The sequence below is a fragment of the Actinomadura spongiicola genome, assembly GCF_003432485.1.
GTDB classification, from domain to species: domain Bacteria; phylum Actinomycetota; class Actinomycetes; order Streptosporangiales; family Streptosporangiaceae; genus Spirillospora; species Spirillospora spongiicola.
The window spans coordinates 199,358-215,791 of the sequence record NZ_QVNQ01000003.1; the positions used below are offsets into that span (position 1 = coordinate 199,358).

The 16,434-nt window shown below is 72.9% G+C and carries 13 protein-coding genes and 1 pseudogene; 2 read left to right on the forward strand and 12 right to left on the reverse strand.

The window, feature by feature from the left end; translation table 11 throughout:
- Positions 1-301: 301 nt before the first annotated feature.
- The 9 genes from D0T12_RS09635 to D0T12_RS09675 all read right to left on the reverse strand — a co-directional run bounded on the left by D0T12_RS09635 (position 302) and on the right by D0T12_RS09675 (position 12,121).
- Positions 302-1,045, reverse strand: a complete 744-nt coding sequence (locus tag D0T12_RS09635) for a cell division protein FtsQ/DivIB (protein ID WP_117399167.1) — start codon at positions 1,043-1,045, stop codon at positions 302-304.
- 76 nt (positions 1,046-1,121) lie between these two features.
- A complete protein-coding gene (murC, locus tag D0T12_RS09640; RefSeq protein WP_117399168.1) occupies positions 1,122-2,531 on the reverse strand; it encodes a UDP-N-acetylmuramate--L-alanine ligase in 1,410 nt (469 codons plus the stop codon).
- Positions 2,528-3,622, reverse strand: coding sequence for an undecaprenyldiphospho-muramoylpentapeptide beta-N-acetylglucosaminyltransferase (gene murG, locus D0T12_RS09645; RefSeq protein WP_117399169.1), 1,095 nt, complete (start codon positions 3,620-3,622; stop codon positions 2,528-2,530). The genes murC and murG overlap by 4 nt, the downstream gene beginning before the upstream one ends.
- 40 nt (positions 3,623-3,662) lie before the next feature.
- Positions 3,663-4,916: a putative lipid II flippase FtsW gene (gene ftsW / locus D0T12_RS09650; protein WP_117399170.1), complete on the reverse strand. Its 1,254-nt coding sequence runs from the start codon at positions 4,914-4,916 to the stop codon at positions 3,663-3,665.
- Complete coding sequence (gene murD / locus D0T12_RS09655; RefSeq protein WP_233525942.1) at positions 4,913-6,325, reverse strand: UDP-N-acetylmuramoyl-L-alanine--D-glutamate ligase; 1,413 nt, start codon at positions 6,323-6,325, stop codon at positions 4,913-4,915. Before murD ends, ftsW begins: the two co-directional genes overlap by 4 nt.
- Positions 6,322-7,383: a phospho-N-acetylmuramoyl-pentapeptide-transferase gene (gene mraY / locus D0T12_RS09660; protein WP_117399172.1), complete on the reverse strand. Its 1,062-nt coding sequence runs from the start codon at positions 7,381-7,383 to the stop codon at positions 6,322-6,324. The genes murD and mraY overlap by 4 nt, the downstream gene beginning before the upstream one ends.
- Positions 7,380-8,795, reverse strand: a complete 1,416-nt coding sequence (locus tag D0T12_RS09665; protein WP_117399173.1) for a UDP-N-acetylmuramoyl-tripeptide--D-alanyl-D-alanine ligase — start codon at positions 8,793-8,795, stop codon at positions 7,380-7,382. The genes mraY and D0T12_RS09665 overlap by 4 nt, the downstream gene beginning before the upstream one ends.
- Positions 8,792-10,327: a UDP-N-acetylmuramoyl-L-alanyl-D-glutamate--2,6-diaminopimelate ligase gene (locus D0T12_RS09670; protein WP_117399174.1), complete on the reverse strand. Its 1,536-nt coding sequence runs from the start codon at positions 10,325-10,327 to the stop codon at positions 8,792-8,794. The genes D0T12_RS09665 and D0T12_RS09670 overlap by 4 nt, the downstream gene beginning before the upstream one ends.
- A gap of 84 nt (positions 10,328-10,411) precedes the next feature.
- The gene (locus tag D0T12_RS09675; protein ID WP_456318663.1) at positions 10,412-12,121 is read right to left on the reverse strand and encodes a peptidoglycan D,D-transpeptidase FtsI family protein; all 1,710 of its coding nucleotides are present in this window, start codon (positions 12,119-12,121) and stop codon (positions 10,412-10,414) included.
- Here D0T12_RS09675 and D0T12_RS37370 point away from each other — a divergent pair.
- Positions 12,114-12,491 (forward strand): annotated as a pseudogene (locus tag D0T12_RS37370) (hypothetical protein); the annotation flags it as partial. The gene D0T12_RS09675 and the pseudogene D0T12_RS37370 overlap by 8 nt on opposite strands.
- A gap of 160 nt (positions 12,492-12,651) precedes the next feature.
- On the opposite strand, the gene D0T12_RS09680 reads toward D0T12_RS37370, so the two are convergent.
- The 3 genes from D0T12_RS09680 to mraZ all read right to left on the reverse strand — a co-directional run bounded on the left by D0T12_RS09680 (position 12,652) and on the right by mraZ (position 14,932).
- Positions 12,652-13,275 carry a hypothetical protein gene (locus D0T12_RS09680; protein WP_117399176.1) on the reverse strand — a complete coding sequence of 208 codons (624 nt, stop codon included), beginning with the start codon at positions 13,273-13,275 and terminating at the stop codon, positions 12,652-12,654.
- Positions 13,272-14,252: a 16S rRNA (cytosine(1402)-N(4))-methyltransferase RsmH gene (gene rsmH, locus D0T12_RS09685; RefSeq protein ID WP_117399177.1), complete on the reverse strand. Its 981-nt coding sequence runs from the start codon at positions 14,250-14,252 to the stop codon at positions 13,272-13,274. Before rsmH ends, D0T12_RS09680 begins: the two co-directional genes overlap by 4 nt.
- 248 nt (positions 14,253-14,500) lie before the next feature.
- Entirely contained in the window at positions 14,501-14,932 is a 432-nt protein-coding gene (mraZ, locus tag D0T12_RS09690) for a division/cell wall cluster transcriptional repressor MraZ (RefSeq protein ID WP_117399724.1), read from the reverse strand.
- Positions 14,933-15,417: 485 nt separating this feature from the next.
- On the opposite strand from mraZ, the gene D0T12_RS09695 reads away from it, so the two are divergent.
- On the forward strand, positions 15,418-16,434 hold the full coding sequence (locus D0T12_RS09695) for an AAA family ATPase (protein WP_117399178.1): 1,017 nt from the start codon (positions 15,418-15,420) through the stop codon (positions 16,432-16,434).

Here is a 16,434-nt window from a genome sequence, read left to right on the forward strand (position 1 = left end):
CCCTCAACTTGAGGCTTACAGTTATGTCAACCTGAGGACTGATACGGACAGTAGGGCGGCCTTACGGCCAGGGTCAACTAACCTCCCGGCGTGTCGCACTGGGCACGGATTTGCCCAGGTTGGCGAAGGGCCTCTGACTCCGGTCGCCGGAGCGTCCGTCCTCATCCGCCCTCCCACCGGTCGGTCCAACGGTCGTTCCGCCGGAACGTCCGCCGACCCGTCCGTTCGGGCCGACCGTTCAAGCGTGCCCCATCACACGGCCGGAATCGCCGCGACACACGCACCGGACCCGAACGATCGCTCACTTCGTCTTGAGGACATCGGGTGAACTGACGTCGACGGTACGGACGGCTCGTCCCTCCGCCGTTCGCCACAGGGCCTCCAGAAGCCGGATCTTCTCGTATGCCCGTTCGTCGGCGCCCCACACCACCATCTGGCCGCCCCTCATGTGCAGGGTGACGGCGCCGGGCCCGGTCGCCGCGACCTCGCTCAGCCTCCCGCGCACCTGTTCCGGCAGGCCGGACAGGACGGCGAGCGCCGCGAGGGACGCCTTGTCGGACGGTCCGGGCGACGCGACCGTCAGCGTCGGAAGCCCCGCCGGTCGCGACTCCCCGTCGGCGACGACGACACCGTTCCGGTCGACCTGGTGGTACCGGCCGCCGCGTTCCACCACGGCCACGGGCACCCGTTCCCGGACGACGATGCGGACCGTGCCCGGCCAGTCCCGTTCGACCTCGGCCGACTCGACCTCTCTGAGCCGCTCGACCCGTTCCCGGACCGCCCCGGTCGCGAGCCGCGCCATCGGCGTGCCGAGGTCGACCCCGGCGGCGGCGACGATCCGGTCGCGGGGCGCCAGCGCGGAGCCCGTCACCTCGACGTGCCGCACGACCAGGAGGCGGGAGCCGAGCAGCACCCAGGTCACGGCGCCGAGCGCGCCCAGCACGAGCAGGGTGACCAGGACCGCCTTCCACCGGTTCGGATGGCGGCGCGGCGCGTCCGCCGGGTCCGCGTCCGCCGCGGGCAGGCTCGTCCCCGTCTCGGTCATGACCTCAGCTTGGCAGCGATCCGCCCGCGCGCCGCCGACCGTCCGGCCGGCGGCGTGTCACCCCGACCCGGCCCGCTCACGCTCCGGCGAGGCGTTCCAGGACGAGCGGGCCGAGCTCCGTCACGTCCCCGGCGCCGAGGGTGATGACGACGTCGCCGGGCCGGGCGTGCGACGCGGCGACACCGGGCGCCTCGTCCCGGACGGGCACGTACACCGACCGGGTGCCGGCCGGGACGGCGTCGGCGACCAGCGCGCCCGTCACGCCGGGTTCCGGGTCCTCACGCGCGCCGTAGACGTCGAGGACGACGGCGGTGTCGGCGAGGCCGAGCGCCGCGCCGAACTCGGCGGCGAAGAACCGGGTGCGGCTGTACAGGTGCGGCTGGAACACCGCGACGATCCGGCCGTCCCCGCCCTTCTCGCCGAGGTAGTCGCGGGTGGCCTCCAGGTCGGCGGTCAACTCCGTCGGATGGTGGGCGTAGCTGTCGAACACCTCGACGCCGCCCGCCTCGCCCTTGCGCTCCAGCCGCCGCATCGCGCCGCCGAACGCGGCGAGGCCCGCGCGGACGGGCGCGTCGTCCACGCCGAGAGCGCGCGTGACCGCGACGACGGCGGCGGCGTTGATCGCGTTGTGCCGTCCGGGGACGCCCAGCGTGATCTCGCCGCTCCCCTCGATCTCGAACCGGGAACCGAGACCTCGCGGGGTGAATCCGGTGACGCGCAGGTCGGCGCCCTCGCCCTCCCCGTACGTCCGGACGGTGAGGCCCCGCGCCCGCGCCCGTCCGGCCAACTCCATCGCGACCGGGTCGTCGGCGCACGCCACGAGCGTCCCACCGGGCTCGACGCGGTCGACGAACTTGGCGAAGTTCTCCTTCACCCGGTCGAAGCCGCCGTAGTTGTCGAGGTGGTCGGCCTCGACGTTGGTGACGACGGCGACGTGCGGCGTGTACATCAGGAACGAGCCGTCGCTCTCGTCGGCCTCCGCGACGAACACGTCGCCGGTTCCCTCGTCGGCGCCGAGGCCGGTGGTGACGAGCTGCCCGCCGATGCAGTAGGACGGGTCGGCGTCCGCGTGCTGGAGCGCGACCGTCAACATCGACGTCGTGGTGGTCTTGCCGTGGGTCCCGGCGACCGCGACCGCGCGGCGCCCGGCCATCAGCGACGCGAGCGCGGCGGAGCGGTGCAGGACGCGCAGGCCGCGTTCCCGGGCGGCGACCAGCTCGGGGTTGGCGTCGCGGATCGCGGTGGACACCACCACCGTGTCGGCGTCGCCGACGTGCGCGGCGTCGTGCCCGACGAAGACCTTGGCGCCGAGGTCGCCGAGCTGGGCGAGCAGCTCGGAGTCGCGGGCGTCGCTGCCGGACACGGTGAGGCCGCGGCGCAGCATGATGCGGGCGATGCCGGACATCCCCGCCCCCCCGATCGCGATGAAGTGGACCCGGCCGAGATCTCCGGCGGGCACGACATCGCGTGGATCGATCAGGCTCATCGGGCGGCGCCCGCGGAGCGGACCACGTCGTGCACCATCCGCGCGAGCGCGACGTCGGCGTCCCGCCGCCCCATCTTCCCGGCGGCCTCCGACATGTGCGCGACGCGCGCCGGGTCGGCCAGCACCGGCAGCAGGTTCCGGGCGATCCAGTCGGCGGACAGCTCGGCGTTGTCGACGAGGAGGCCGCCACCGCCCTCCACGATCGGCTGGGCGTTGAGGCGCTGCTCGCCGTTGCCGATCGGCAGCGGCACGTACACCGCGGGCAGCCCCACGGCCGCCAGTTCCGCGCAGGTCATCGCGCCCGCCCGGCACATCGCCATGTCGGCGGCGGCGTAGGCGAGGTCCATCCGGTCGCAGTAGGGGATCGTGACGTACTGCGGGCCGCCGGACGACGGTTCGGGCTCCTCGGTGTTCTTGGGCCCGACGATGTGCAGCACCTGGATGCCCGCCTGCCGGAAGTACGGCGCGGCCGACACGGCGGCCTGGTTGAGCGAACGCGCGCCCTGCGAACCACCGAAGATCAGCAGGGTGGGCAGGTCGGGCAGCAGCCCGAAGTACGAGCGGGCCTTGTCGCCCATCGCGAGCCGGTCGAGCGTGGCGATCTCGCGACGCAGCGGGATGCCGACGAACGTGGCGTTCGGCAGCGGCGAGTCGGCGTGCGAGACCGCGACGTGCTCGGTGAAGCGGGCGCCGAGCTTGTTGGCCAGGCCCGGCTTCGGGTTGGCCTCGTGGACGATGATCGGCACCTTCCGCTTGCGCGCGGCCAGGTAGCCGGGGGTCGCGACATAGCCGCCGAACCCGACCAGGATGTCGGCCCCGGCCTGGTCGAGCACCGCCGCCGCCGCGTTGATCGCGCCGCGCAGCCGACCGGGGACCGACAGCAGCTGCGGGGTCAGCGTGCGCGGCAGCGGCACCGGCGGGATCAGGGCGAGCTCGTAGCCGCGCTGCGGGACGAGGCGGGTCTCCAGCCCCCGCTCCGTGCCGAGGCAGACGATTCCGACGTCGGGATCGCCCCGGCGCAGCGCGTCCGCGAGAGCCAGGGCGGGCTCGATGTGTCCGGCGGTGCCGCCGCCGGCCAGGACAACCCTCATGCTCGTTGACAACTCCTCAGCGTGTTCGAAGGGGGAAGGTTCAACGCCGTGCCAGACCAAGCCAGCTTAGAGCCCTCACGACCGGTCCGGGGCCCCGCGCGGAGAGTGCCTGCCGCGCACCCGGCTCGCGTTTGGCGAACGCGAGCAGCATCCCGAGCGCGAACAGGCTCGGGATGAGCGCCGAACCGCCGTAGGACACCAGGGGCAACGGGATCCCGGTGATGGGCAGGACGCCGATGACGGCGCCCATGTTCACGATGGCCTGCACGACAAGCCACGCCGTGGCCCCGGCGGCGGCCAGCCGGGTGAAGGGGTCGTTCACCCGCCGGGCGATGCGCAGGCCCGCGTAGGCGAGGAGCCCGAACATGCCGAGGACGACGAGGGTGCCGACGAGCCCGAACTCCTCCCCCACGATCGCGAAGATGAAGTCGGTCTCGGCGTGCGGCAGGTAGTCCCACTTGGCGCGTCCCTCGCCGAGGCCCGTGCCGAACAGGCCGCCGGACGCGACCGCGAACAACCCCTGCGTGCCCTGGTAGTTGGTGGAGAGCTGGTTGCCGGACGGATCGAGGAACCCGGTGAGCCGCTGCATCCGGTACGGCTCCACGACGATGAGGATCGACACCAGCAGGCACACGAGCCCGGCGATGCCGACGAACAGCCGTCCGGGCGCCCCGACGACCCACAGCAGCGCCAGGAAGATGGTGAGCAGAACCAGCGTGGTGCCGAGGTCGCTGCCCAGCATGACCAGCAGGACCAGCACGCCCGCGCCGGGCATCAGCGGGACGAGCAGCGGCCGCCACTCGGTGAGCTGCCCGAGGCGGTCCTTGCGGGCCAGCAGGTCGGCGCCCCACAGCACCAGCGCGAGCTTGGCGAGTTCGGACGGCTGGATCTGCACCGGCCCGAGGTCGACCCAGCGGGTGGCGCCGCCCGCGCTGCGGCCCAGCCCGGGGATCAGCACCATCGCCAGCGCGAGCACCGACAGCAGCAGCAGCGGGTAGGCCAGCGCGCGGAACGTCCGCACCGGCAGCCGGGACGCCAGCCACATGCCGGGCAGCCCGATCGCCATCCACATCGCCTGCTTCTGGAACAGCGTGTACGCCGACCCGGTCGCCTGGAGCTGCTTGACGCTGGACGCCGACAGCACCATGGTCAGGCCCAGCGCGAGCAGCATCACCGAACAGCCCAGCACCAGGTAGTACGACGTGAGGGGACGATCGAGGAGCCCGACGGCGGCGACCACCTGCTCCCGCGGTCCCGAACGCCGGCCGCCTCCCTCCTCGGCCGCGGTCGTCACGGCCGGACGGCGTTTCCGGCGGCGAGGCGCTCGACGGCGGCGATGAAGGCGTTGCCGCGCGCCGGATAGTCGGTGAACATGTCGAAGGAGGCCCCGACGGGGGCGAGCAGCACGGTGTCGCCGGGGCGGGCGAGCGCGGAGGCTTCGTTGACGACGCGGTCCATGGCCCCAGTGTCGGTGTCGGGGACATCGACGACGGGGACATCCGGCGCGTGTCGCCCGAGTGCCTCGGCGAGCCGGTGCCGGTCGCGTCCCATCAGCACGGCGCCGCGCAGCCGCGGGGCGCACGAGCGGACGAGGTCGTCGACGTCGAGGCCCTTGAGGAGGCCGCCCGCGATCCACACGACGGGTTCGTAGGCGGCCAGGGACGCCGCGGCGGCGTGCGGCTGGGTGGCCTTGGAGTCGTTGACGTAGGCGACGCCGCCGACGTCCGCGACGTGCTGGATGCGGTGCGGTTCGGGGACGAACGCGCGCAGCCCCTCGCGGACCGCCTCCGGCGGCACCCCGTACGCGCGGGCGAGGCCCGCGGCGGCGAGCGCGTTGGCGACGTTGTGCGGCGCGAACGGGTGGACGTCGCCGAGCGCCGCGAGTTCGGCGGCCTCGTTCGCCGAGGCCGTGAAGGCCCGGTCGACGAGCAGGTCCTCGACGACGCCGAGTTCACCGGGACGCGGCACCGAGAGCGTGAACCCGGCCCGCCGGTCGACCCCCTCGGCGCGCTCGGCGAGGGCCGTGGACGTCGCGTCGTCGGCGTTGTACACGGCCACGCAGCCCGGCGCGAAGATCTCGGCCTTGGCGGCGACGTAGGCGTCCATGGAGCCGTGCCAGTCGAGATGGTCGGGGGCGACGTTCAGCACCGTGGACGCGAACGGCCGCAGCGAACTGGACCAGTGCAACTGATAGCTCGACAGCTCGACCGCCAGCACGTCGTAGGGTTTGGTCACCGCCTCCACGATGGGCGTGCCGACGTTCCCGACGGCGAGGGCCTCGTGCCCGGCGGCGGTGAGCATGCACGCCAGCATCCGGACGACGGTGGTCTTGCCGTCCGTCCCGGTGATCGCGAGCCACGGCGCGGCGCCTTCGGCGGGACGCAGCCGCCAGGCCAATTCCACCTCGCCGATGATCTCGATGCCCGCCGCGGCGGCCGCGGCGAGCAGCGGCACGTCCGGCCGCCAGCCCGGCGAGGTCACCACCAGGTCGGTGCCGCCCGGCAGGGTCTCGCCGTCGCCGAGGCGGACCGTGACGCCGAGGGCCTCCAGCTCGGCGGCGAGGGCGTGCTGGTCCGCGCCGTCGCGGGCGTCCACGGCCGTGACGCGGGCGCCGTGCCCGGCGAGCACGCGGGCGGCCGCGCGGCCGGACACGCCCAGCCCGGCGACGCACACCGACCGGCCGTCCCAGCGGCGTTCGCTCATTTCTTCGGCATCCATTCCAGGTAGAACAGCCCGATGCCGATCGCGACGAACAGCGCGGACATCAGCCAGAACCGCACGACGATCGTGGTCTCGGCCCAGCCGGACAGCTCGAAGTGGTGCTGGAGCGGGGCCATCTTGAACACGCGCTTCTTGGTCATCTTGAACCCGCCCACCTGGATGATCACCGACAGGGTGATCATCACGATCAGCCCGCACAGGATCGCGAGCAGGAACTGGGTGCGGGTGAGGATCGCGAGGCCGACCAGGACGCCGCCGAGGGCCAGCGAGCCGGTGTCGCCCATGAAGATCTTCGCGGGCGGGGCGTTCCACCACAGGAACCCGAACACGCCGCCGAGCACGGCCGCGGCGACCACCGCGAGGTCGAGGGGGTCGCGGACGCTGTAGCAGTTCGGGGCGAGGGCGAAGTCGGTGCAGCTGTTGCGCAGCTGCCAGTTCCCGATGATGACGTAGGCGGCCAGGACCATTCCGGCGGGGCCCGCCGCGAGGCCGTCGAGGCCGTCGGTCAGGTTCACGCCGTTGGACATCGCGGCGATGAGCAGCAGCGCCCACACCACGAACAGGTACGGGCCGATCGAGGGGCCGAAGTCGCGGAGGAAGGACAGGTGGGGGTCGGCGGGGGTGATGTCGTAGCCGTTGGGGAAGTTGAGGGACGCGACCGCGAACACCACCCCGACCAGGACGATGCCGATCATCTTGGCGCCGCTGCGCAGGCCGAGACTGCGCTGCTTGAACACCTTGATGTAGTCGTCCACGAACCCGACCAGCCCGAGGCCGGTCATCAGGAACAGGACCAGGACGCCGGAGATCGTCGGCTCGGTCCCGGTGACCAGGTGCGCGGCCGCGTAGCCGACGAGCGAGCCGACGATGAAGACCGTCCCGCCCATCGTCGGCGTGCCGCGCTTGGTGAGGTGCGCCTCGGGGCCCTCGTCCCGGATCATCTGGCCGTAGCCGAGCCGGTTCACGATCCGGATCCACACCGGCGTGCCGACCATCACGAAGATCAACGCGACCCCGGCCGCGAGGATGATGTTGGTCATCGGGCGTCCTCCGCGAGGATCGCCGCGGCGACCCGTTCCAGCCCGGCCACGCGGGAGGCCTTCACCAGCACCACATCGCGCGGCGCGAGCCGCTCGCCGATCGCGGTCACCGCCGCGCCGACGTCATCCACCTGCACGCACTCTCCCGTCCATGACCTCACCCGCCGTGCCCCGTCCGCCATCGCCGCGGCGTTCGCGCCGACGACGACGAGACCGGCGATCCCGCTCCGCGCGGCATGCTCCCCGATCCTGGCATGTTCCGCCGCGGACGAGTCCCCTAGTTCGGCCATTTCCCCCAAGACCGCGTACGCCCGGCGACGTCGCCCACCGCCGGATTCGTCGCCGGACAGGTGGACGAGCAGGTCCAGCGCGGCGCGCATCGAGTCGGGGTTGGCGTTGTAGGCGTCGTTCACCACCGTCACGCCGTCGGCCCGCTCGGTGACCTCCATCCGCCACCGGCTCACCGGCCCGGCGGCCGACAGGGCCGCCGCGACGTCCTCCGGCGCCATCCCGGCGGCGCGCGCCGCCGCGGCGGCGGCCAGCGCGTTGAGGACGGCCTGCGCCCCGTGCAGGCGCAGCGCGACCGGCGCGGACCCCTCCGGCGTGACGAGCGTGAACGCGGCCCGGCCCTGCTCGTCGAGGGTCTCCCCCTCCGCGCGGACGGTGGCGTCCGGGGACCGTCCGAACGTCACCACCTCGCCCCGCGTGCGGGACGCCATGGCGGCGACGAGCGGGTCGTCGGCGTTGAGGACGGCGGTCCCGCCCGGCGGCACGGCCTCCACGATCTCGCCCTTGGCGCGGGCGATGTTCTCCCGGCCGCCGAACTCCCCGACGTGCGCGGTGCCGACGTTCAGCACCATCCCGACGTCGGGACGGGCGATGCCGGTCAGGTAGGCGATGTGGCCGATGCCGCGGGCGCCCATCTCCAGGACGAGATGCCGGGTCGAGGCGTCGGCGCGCAGCACGGTGAGCGGCAGCCCGATCTCGTTGTTGAACGAGCCGGGCGGGAAGACGGTCGGCCCGGCGCGACCCACGACCTGCCCGATGAGGTCCTTGGTGGACGTCTTGCCCGCCGAACCGGTGACGGCGATGACGGTCACGTCCGGCAGCCGCTCCAGCACGCCCCTCGCGAGCCGTCCGAGCGCCGCCTGGACGTCGTCAACGACCACGAACGGCCCGTCCGACGGCCCGTCCGGCGGACGCTGCGCCAGGACGGCGGCGGCCCCGGCCGCGAGGGCCGCCGGCGCGAAGTCGTGCCCGTCCACGCGTTCGCCCTTCAGCGCCGCGAACAGCGCACCGGGCTCCACCGCGCGGGAGTCGACGACCACGGGACCGTTCACCATGACGTCCGGGGGCCCGTGGAGGGTGCCTCCCGTGATCTCCGCGATCGTCGACGGCGGAAGTGGGATCACGCCTCAGTCCCGTCCCCTCTTGTCCCTTTTGTTCGCTGCCGGAGCGCCTCCCGGACGACCTCGCGGTCGTCGAACGGGTGGATCACGCCCGCCACGTTCTGGCCCTGCTCGTGGCCCTTGCCCGCGATGACGAGCACGTCGCCGCGGCGGGCGCGGTCGACGGCCAGCGCGATCGCGGCGGCCCGGTCCGGCTCCACCACGATGCGCGCCCGTTCACGCCGCGGCACCTTCAGCCCGCCCTCGACCATAGCGGCGAGGATCCCGAGTGGATCTTCCGACCTCGGGTTGTCGTCGGTGAAGTACGCGCGGTCGGCCAGCCGGGCGGCGGCCTCCCCCATCAGCGGCCGTTTGCCGCGGTCGCGGTCGCCGCCGCAGCCGAGCACGATCGTCAACTCGCCCTCGGTGACGGGCCGCAGCGCGTTCAGGACGGCCTCCACCGCGCCGGGCTTGTGGGAGTAGTCGACCAGGGTGACGAACTCCTGGCCCTCGTCCACCCGTTCCAGCCTGCCGGGGACGCCGGGCAGGGACGCGACCCCGCGCACCGCCGACTGCAACGGGATGCCCGCCTCGACCAGCGCGACGATCGCGGCGAGCGCGTTGTCGACGTTGAACGGCCCGGCGAGCCGGACCTCGCCGTCCGCCTCGACGCCGCCGGGCCCGACCACGCGGAACACGCTGCCGTCGGCGCCGACGCGCACGTTCTCGACCCGCCAGTCCGCCGCAGGGTCACCGGACGCCGAGAACGTCGTCGTCGGCACCGTCGCGATCTCCAGCAGCTCACGGCCGTGGTGGTCGTCGAGGTTGACGACGCCGACCCGCGAGTACTCGGGCGTGAACAGCCGGGCCTTGGTGAGGAAGTAGTCCTGCATGGTCGGGTGGTAGTCCAGATGGTCCTGGGACAGGTTCGTGAACACCGCGACCTCGTAGGTGACGCCGCCGACCCGGCCCTGCTTCAGCGCGTGGCTCGACACCTCCATCGCGGCGGCGCCGACGCCCCGCTCGCGCATCATCGCCAGCAGCGCGTGCAGGTCGGTCGCCTCCGGCGTGGTCAACGCGCTCGGCACCCGGTCGCCGCCCACGCGGATCTCGACGCCGCCGACCAGGCCGGTCTCGATCCCGGCGGCGCGCAGGGCCGCCTCCAGCAGGAACACGGTGGTGGTCTTGCCGCTGGTCCCGGTGACGCCGATCATCGTGATGTCGCGTCCCGGCTCCCCGTACACCCATGCCGCGGCGTCGCCGAGCCGCGCCCGGACGTCCGCCACCACCAGCACCGGCAGGCCCGTCGCGGCGGCCCGGTCGTACCCGGCGGTGTCGGTGAGGATCGCCGTGGCGCCCGCCTCCGCGGCCTGGGCGGCGAACTGGGCGCCGTGCGCGCGGGCGCCGGGAAGCGCCGCGTAGACGTCGCCGGGCAGCACCGCCCGCGAGTCGTGGGTGATGCCCGTCGCCGACACCTCGTCCCAGCCTCGACGCTCGATCCCGAGAAGCGCCGCGAGCCCGCTCAGCGGACGGGCCGGATTGGTCGTGGGACGCATGACGTTTCTTTCGCTGCGAACGGAACGGGACTGCTGGTACAAGGGTCGTGGTGGACTCACAGCCGAGGAGAGTACTCGCTGCGATCAGTCTCGCGCGTGGATCTGGACGGTCGGCGGGCGACTCCCCGTCGGCGGGATCCTCTGGGACTGGAGGGCGAAGCCCATCACGTCCCGGAAGACCGGGGCCGCCGCATCGCCACCATAGTGGCTGCCCCGCTTGGGGTCGCGAAGCACGACCTGGACGACCAGCCGCGGATCGTCCGCCGGGGCGAACCCCGCGAACGACGCGACGTAGCCGCCGCCCTTGTAGCAGCCGCAGCGCGGATTGACCATCTGCGCGGTGCCGGTCTTGCCCGCGACCCGGTACCCCGGGATCTGCGCCTTCGGGGCCGTGCCCTCCTCGGTCGTGACGCCCTCCAGCATGTCGCTGATCTGCCGGGCGGTCTTCGCGCTGATCACCTGCCTGCGCTCGGGTGCGGGCGCGGGCGTGAACTTGTCGTCCTCGCCGACGGTGCCCTCGACGAGGGTCGGCGCGACGCGGACGCCGCCGTTGGCGATGGTCGCGTAGACGCTCGCCATCTGCACCGCGTTCACCGACAGCGTCTGCCCGAACGCGATCGAGTAGTGGTCGGTGCCCGACCACTGGGACGGCGGCTTGAGCAGCCCGGCCGTCTCACCGGGCAGCGGCAGCCCGGTCTTGCGGCCGAACCCGAATTCGCGCAGCGTCCCGTAGAGCCGCTGGGAGGAGATGCTCTGGCTGGCCAGGATGGTGCCGACGTTGCTGGACGTCGCGAGGACCCCGGCGAAGGTGAGCCGCTCGGGCGGATGGCGGTGCGAGTCGCCGAACACGGTGTCGTACTTCTTGATCCGGTCGGGGACGGTGTAGGGCGTCTGCGGGGTGACGCCGCCGTGCTCCATGACGGCGGCCGCCGTGACGACCTTGCCGGTGCTGCCCGGCTCGTACGCCTCCTGCACCAGGGGGCTGCCCCACAGGCGGCGGTCCGACCGGGTGTAGCGGTTCGGGTCGAACCCGGGCGCCGACGCCATGGCGAGCAGCCTGCCGGTGCGCGGTTCCATGACGATGACGCTGCCGCTCTTCGCCCTCGACGCCCGGACCTGCTTCTCGATCGCCCGCTGCGCCATGAACTGCAGGTCGCGTTGGAGCGTGAGCCGAAGATCACGGCCGGGCACGGACGGAAGCTTCTGGTCCTTGCCCATGGGAATGTGCTGGCCCTCGGGGCTGATCTCGACCCACTGCCGCCCGTCGCGGCCGGCGAGCACGTCGTTCAGCGAGCTCTCCAGGCCGGCGGCGCCGTTCCCCGTGTCGTTCACGAAACCTATGACGCCCGCGGCCAGCGATTCGTTGGGGTACTCGCGGCGGTATTCCGGCCATGTCCCGATGCCCGGAAGGTTCCATGACCTGATCAGCCGGGCCTGGTCGGGCCGGACCCCGTGCGCGAGGTACACGAACCGGGTCCCGGTCCTGCTGATCTTCTGCATCAGCGTCGCGGGGTTCAGGCCGAGCGTCGGCGCCAGCGCGTTGACGATGGGCTGCCGCTTCTCGGCCTTGATCAGGGACGGGTCGGCGTAGATCGCCCGCGCCTCCACGGTCATCGCGAGCGGATGGCCCTGCGCGTCGGTGATGTCGCCGCGGATCGCGGGCAGGTCGATCCGCTGCAGCCGCTGCCGCATCGCCTGCTCGGTGTACTTGCCGGACTCGATCGTCTGGAGCTGGACGAGCCGTCCGGCGAACAGCGACAGCACGAACGCGATGACGAGGAGCCCGATGTTCAGCCGCTTGAGCGGGTCGCGCCGGTGGAAGGGGGCGCGGGTCCGCGGGCCCCGTCCGGGCGGCCGCCGTCCCGGGCCGCCACCGCTTGGACCGCCACCGCCCGGACCGCGACGGCCCGCGCCGTTCCCGGGCTTGCCGGCGGGGCCGCTCCGCGCCGTCCCGCTCACCCGCCCCTTCACGACGCCCTTCACGGACGCGCCCTTCACGGACGCGCCCTTCACGGGCGTGCCCTTTGGCGGCGTGCTCTTCGCGGGCGGCTTCTTCTGCGCCGGCGCCGCCTTGCGCGGCGCCTCCTTCGGCTTGCGGGACGTCTCCTTGGGCTTGGTCTCCTTGGGCTTGCGCGGTGCCTCCTTGCGCGGTGCCTCCTTGCGCGGTGCCTCCTTGCGCGGTGCCTCCTTGGGCGGTGGTGGAACCGTGCCGCCGCGCGAGGGACGCCGGGCGGCGCCGCCCTTGGTGCCCGGCCGTCCCGAGCCGTCCGAGCCGCGTTTCCGACCGGCCGAAGGGCCCGCGGGGCCGCGTCCCGGCCGTCTCGTCACCGCGCGCCCTGACCGGCGGCGGGCGGGATCCCGTCGCCCGGCACCACCGTGCCGGGCACGCCGATCACGCCGGCGGCGCCCGCCGTCGCGATGGCGTCGGACGGGACGGGACGCGGCGCGCCCCCGCTCGCCTGACCGCTGCCGGAGAAGAACCACACACCCCGGGACTTGCGGACCATGCCGAGGTTCTCGGCCTGGGTCGCCAGGTTCGCCGGGGAGTCGGCGCTGGCGATGGCCCTCATGTGGTCCTGCCGCTCCTGGTCGAGGCGCTTGTTGCTCTGCTGGAGCTGCGTCAGCGTGAACGCGTCCTTCGCGAGGACGGTGTTGAGCAGCAGCAGGCTGACGAGGGCGCCGCCGAGCAGCCCGACGATGAGCAGCACGAACGGAGTGCGCGGCGGCGTCCGCGCGGGCGCGCGCCTGGGCGTGCTCCGCCCGGTGGCGGTCGTGGCGGCGGCCTTGACCGTGCCGGTCTTCGCCGCGGTGGTCTTCGCGGTGCCGGTCTTGGGCGCGGTGCTCGTCCTCTTGGCGGGCGTGGGAGCCGCGGTCCGAGCGGGCGTGCGCCGCGCGGGCGGCTTCTTCTTCGGCGCCTTGGCCGGCGGACGCTTCGTCGTCGTGGTCATGTCGCCTCCCGGACCCGCTCGGCGGCGCGCAACCGCACCGATCCGGCCCGTGGGTTGGTCGTGGTCTCCTCGTCGGACGGCAGTTCCGCCCCGCGTGTTAGAAGCCGGAATCTCGGCTCGTGTTCGGGAAGCGGAACGGGAAGCTCCGGCGGAGTGGTGTCGGCCGCCTGGGCGGCGAGGACCCGCTTGGTGATGCGGTCCTCGAGGGAGTGGTAGCTGAGGACGGCGACCCGGCCGCCGACCGGGAGCGCGTCGAGGGCGGCGGGCAGCGCCCGGCGCCAGATGTCGAGTTCGCCGTTCACCTCGATGCGCAGCGCCTGGAAGGTGCGTTTGGCCGGGTTGCCGCCGGTGCGGCGGGTCGCGGCCGGGATGGAGGCGCGCACCAGGTCGGCGAGGCGCCGGGTGGAGTCGAGCGGCGCGCGCTCGCGTTCGCGGACGATCGCGGCGGCGATGCGCTGGGCGAACCGTTCCTCGCCGTACTCGCGCAGGATGCGGGCGAGCTCGGCGGGCGGGTAGCCGTTGACGACCTCCGCCGCGGTGAGCCGCTGGGTACGGTCCATCCGCATGTCGAGCGGCGCGTCGTAGGAGTAGGCGAAGCCGCGGTCGGCCTCGTCGAGTTGCGGGGACGAGACGCCGAGGTCGAACAGGACGGCGTCCACCGCGGAGACCCCGAGCCGGTTCAGGACGCCGGGGATCTCATCGTAGACGGCGTGTTCCAGCGTCACCCGGTCGCCGAACGGGGCGAGCCGTCGCGCGGAGCGCTCAAGTGCGGTGGTGTCGCGGTCGAGGCCGATGAGACGGAGCCGCGGAACGGCCCGGAGCATCGCCTCGGCGTGACCGCCCATCCCGAGGGTGGCGTCGAGGTACACCGGGTCGCGGTCGGTGACGGCCTCGACGGCGGGGGTGAGGATCGCCAGGACGCGACCGAGCATGACCGGTACGTGACCGGCCGTGGTCGCGTGGTCTCCCACGTCCATGCTCCACCCCCTGTGGTGCCACCTCGCTCGCGGACTGCGTGGCGTCGCCGGGCCGGACGACCGTTCCGAACCCCCGGCGGCCTCGCCCGGCCAGGTCCCCATCCGCTGCCCTTGGAGGAAGCACACCGCGTGTTAGCGCGGGGGGTCGCCGTCTGGCGCCGGGGAAGCTGCGCCAGCTGGCTCGGAGAGCGGCTGGAGACCTGGCCGAACGTGGGCCAAAGCCGGTCATCGGACCGACGAGTCGTGTCTCAGAGGATCCCTGGCAACACCTCCTCCGAGATGTCGGAGAACATCTCCTCCTCCTGCTCCAGGTAGGCCTCCCAGGCCTCCGTGTCCCAGATCTCCAGTCGCGTGTTGGCGCCGATGACCGTGCAGTCGCGGGTGAGGCCCGCGTACTTGCGCAGTGGAGGAGGAATCGTGACGCGGCCCTGTTTGTCGGGGACCTCGTCGGACGCGCTGGCGAAGAAGACCCGGCTGTAGCCGCGGACGGCCTTCTCGGTGACCGGTGCGGCACGCAGGGCCTCGGTAATCCGCTGGAACTCCGCCATAGGGAAGACGTACAGGCAGCGTTCCTGGCCCTTCGTGATCACCAATCCCCCCGACAGCTCCTCGCGATACTTCGCCGGCAGGAACAGTCGTCCCTTGTCGTCGAGACGCGGCGAATGGGTGCCGAGGAACACCGGCCCCACCTCCCGCGCCGCATGGGGCGCGCATGCTCCCCACGGCGCCCCACTGTACTCCACTCTTCCCCACCGTCAACAAGAAAAACACGTTCCACGGACGAATTCTCCGAACGAAAGCCCAGCTCAGAGGGGGTGGGGCGGAGTGGGGGCCCCGAGCGCCCGCTCCGCGTGCCGCGTCGCGGGGACCGCGTCCGGCGGGGCTCGTCCGGACCGCCCGAAGCGCGCCGAGGGGCGCGTGGCGGCGGGCGGCGGTGGAGGGCGGCGGGCGGCGCGAGGGCCGGTTCGAACGGGTGGGTGGAAATGGTGGAGGGAAATGGTGCGGCGCCCGGGGTTCGGACGGCGGTCTCGTGAAGCACAATGGGCTCGCGTTCACCACGAACATCGCGGCGAGCCGCGGGACGACGTACTGTCGTTTGGGCGGACGTATAGAGCGCCGCACCGAGGAGGGTTTGGTGGCAGTAGGCACGCACGGCGAGTCGTTCATGGAGACCGACCCCCCGGCATCCCACCCGGCCCCGCACGGCGCCACGGGACGCGACGGTGCGGGTCCGGGCCTCGACGGCCTCGCCCAGGTCGCGAACAAGATCCGGGACGCGGTGGAAACGGTGATCGAGGGCAAGCCCTCGGTGGTGCGGCTGGCGCTGACCGTGCTGCTGGCGGAGGGACACCTGCTGATCGAGGACGTCCCCGGGGTCGGCAAGACGATGCTCGCCAAGGCGCTCGCGCGCTCGGTCGACTGCTCGGTGCGGCGCGTGCAGTTCACGCCCGACCTGCTCCCCAGCGACATCACCGGGGTCAGCGCCTACAACCAGGAGCTGCGCGAGTTCGAGTTCAAACCGGGCCCGGTCTTCGCCAACATCGTGGTAGGCGACGAGATCAACAGGGCGTCGCCGAAGACGCAGTCGGCGTTGCTGGAGTGCATGGAGGAGCGCCAGGTCACGGTGGACGGCACCACCTACACCCTGGAGCCGCCCTTCATGGTGATCTCCACGCAGAACCCGGTGGAGATGGAGGGCACCTATCCGCTGCCGGAGGCGCAGCGCGACCGGTTCACCGCCCGCATCTCGATGGGCTATCCCGACCCGGCCGCGGAGCTGGAGATGCTGGAGACGCATGGCGAGGCGTCCCCGCTCGACCGGCTCACCCCTGTCGCGCACGCCGCCGACGTCCGCGACCTCATCGACGTGGTGCGCCGCCAGCATGTCTCGCCGGCCGTGCGGCAGTACGCGATCGACCTGGTCTCGGCGACCCGCACCCATCCCGAGCTGCGGCTCGGCGCCTCACCGCGGGCGACCCTGCACCTGGTGCGGGCGGCGCGGGCGTACGCGGCGCTCGACGAGCGCGACTACGTCGTCCCCGACGACGTCCAGGAACTCGCGGTGCCCGTCCTCGCCCACCGGCTGCTGCCGACGGCGGAGGCGCAGATGGACCGCCGGCGTCCCGAGCAGGTCGTCGCCGACCTGGTGGAGCGCCTGCCGGTGCCGTCCCCCGGGAAGTGA

Bases quoted from the DNA above. Each gene is read 5' to 3' on its own strand.
- murC (WP_117399168.1), bottom strand. From the start codon at position 2,531: ATGAGCCTGATCGATCCACGCGATGTCGTGCCCGCCGGAGATCTCGGC.
- mraY (WP_117399172.1), bottom strand. From the start codon at position 7,383: ATGACCAACATCATCCTCGCGGCCGGGGTCGCGTTGATCTTCGTGATG.
- D0T12_RS09695 (WP_117399178.1), top strand. From the start codon at position 15,418: ATGGAGACCGACCCCCCGGCATCCCACCCGGCCCCGCACGGCGCCACG.
- murD (WP_233525942.1), bottom strand. From the start codon at position 6,325: ATGAGCGAACGCCGCTGGGACGGCCGGTCGGTGTGCGTCGCCGGGCTG.
- D0T12_RS09670 (WP_117399174.1), bottom strand. From the start codon at position 10,327: ATGCGTCCCACGACCAATCCGGCCCGTCCGCTGAGCGGGCTCGCGGCG.
- murG (WP_117399169.1), bottom strand. From the start codon at position 3,622: ATGAGGGTTGTCCTGGCCGGCGGCGGCACCGCCGGACACATCGAGCCC.
- D0T12_RS09635 (WP_117399167.1), bottom strand. From the start codon at position 1,045: ATGACCGAGACGGGGACGAGCCTGCCCGCGGCGGACGCGGACCCGGCG.
- D0T12_RS09680 (WP_117399176.1), bottom strand. From the start codon at position 13,275: ATGACCACGACGACGAAGCGTCCGCCGGCCAAGGCGCCGAAGAAGAAG.
- rsmH (WP_117399177.1), bottom strand. From the start codon at position 14,252: ATGGACGTGGGAGACCACGCGACCACGGCCGGTCACGTACCGGTCATG.